A 1,280-nucleotide genomic window follows, 5' to 3' on the forward strand; every position below is an offset into this window, starting at 1 on the left:
ACAACTCCTGTTTATAACGGCGAAACGCCTGTCAAAGATTCTGACGCTGAATTCAATTACGTTTTCTGCGGCTGGTCTCCTTCCATTGATGCTGTAGCAGGCGACGTGATTTACACGGCTCAATATGATGAAATTCGCAGGTCTTACGAAGTTACTTGGCAGAACTTCGACCTGACCGAACTCAAAGTCGATACCGTGCTTTACGGCACAACTCCTGTTTATAACGGCGAAACGCCTGTCAAAGATTCTGACGCTGAATTCAATTACGTTTTCTGCGGCTGGTCTCCTTCCATTGATGCTGTGGCCGGTGACGTGATTTACACGGCTCAATATGATGAAATTCGCAGGTCTTACGATGTTACTTGGCAGAACTTCGACCTGACCGAACTCAAAGTCGATACCGTGCTTTACGGCACAACTCCCGTTTATAACGGTGAAACGCCTGTCAAAGATTCTGACGCTGAATTCAATTACGTTTTCCGCGGCTGGTCTCCTTCCATTGATGCTGTAGCAGGCGACGTGATTTACACGGCTCAATATGATGAAATTCGCAGGTCTTACGATGTTACTTGGCAGAACTTCGACCTGGCCGAACTCAAAGTCGATACCGTGCTTTACGGCACAACTCCCGTTTATAACGGTGAAACGCCTGTCAAAGATTCTGACGCTGAATTCAATTACGCTTTCCGCGGCTGGTCTCCTTCCATTGATGCTGTAGCAGGCGACGTGATTTACACGGCTCAATATGATGAAATTCGCAGGTCTTACGAAGTTACTTGGCAGAACTTCGACCTGACCGAACTCAAAGTCGATACCGTGCTTTACGGCACAACTCCTGTTTATAACGGCGAAACGCCTGTCAAAGATTCTGACGCTGAATTCAATTACGTTTTCTGCGGCTGGTCTCCTTCCATTGATGCTGTAGCAGGCGACGTGATTTACACGGCTCAATATGATGAAATTCGCAGGTCTTACGAAGTTACTTGGCAGAACTTCGACCTGACCGAACTCAAAGTCGATACCGTGCTTTACGGCACAACTCCCGTTTATAACGGTGAAACGCCTGTCAAAGATTCTGACGCTGAATTCAATTACGTTTTCCGCGGCTGGTCTCCTTCCATTGATGCTGTGGCCGGTGACGTGATTTACACGGCTCAATATGATGAAATTCGCAGGTCTTACGAAGTTACTTGGCAGAACTTCGACCTGACTGAACTCAAAGTCGATACCGTGCTTTACGGCACAACTCCTGTTTATAACGGCGAAACGCCTGTCAAAGA

1 protein-coding gene is annotated in these 1,280 nt (G+C 47.3%); it reads left to right on the top strand.

Features of this window, described 5'->3' with window-relative positions; translation table 11 throughout:
• On the top strand, positions 1 to 1,280 hold a 1,280-nt coding region (locus C7391_RS08170; RefSeq protein ID WP_208107028.1), incomplete at both ends, for a hypothetical protein.

Origin of the sequence: Methanimicrococcus blatticola (genome assembly GCF_004363215.1) — an archaeon.
Taxonomy (GTDB): Archaea; Halobacteriota; Methanosarcinia; order Methanosarcinales; family Methanosarcinaceae; genus Methanimicrococcus; species Methanimicrococcus blatticola.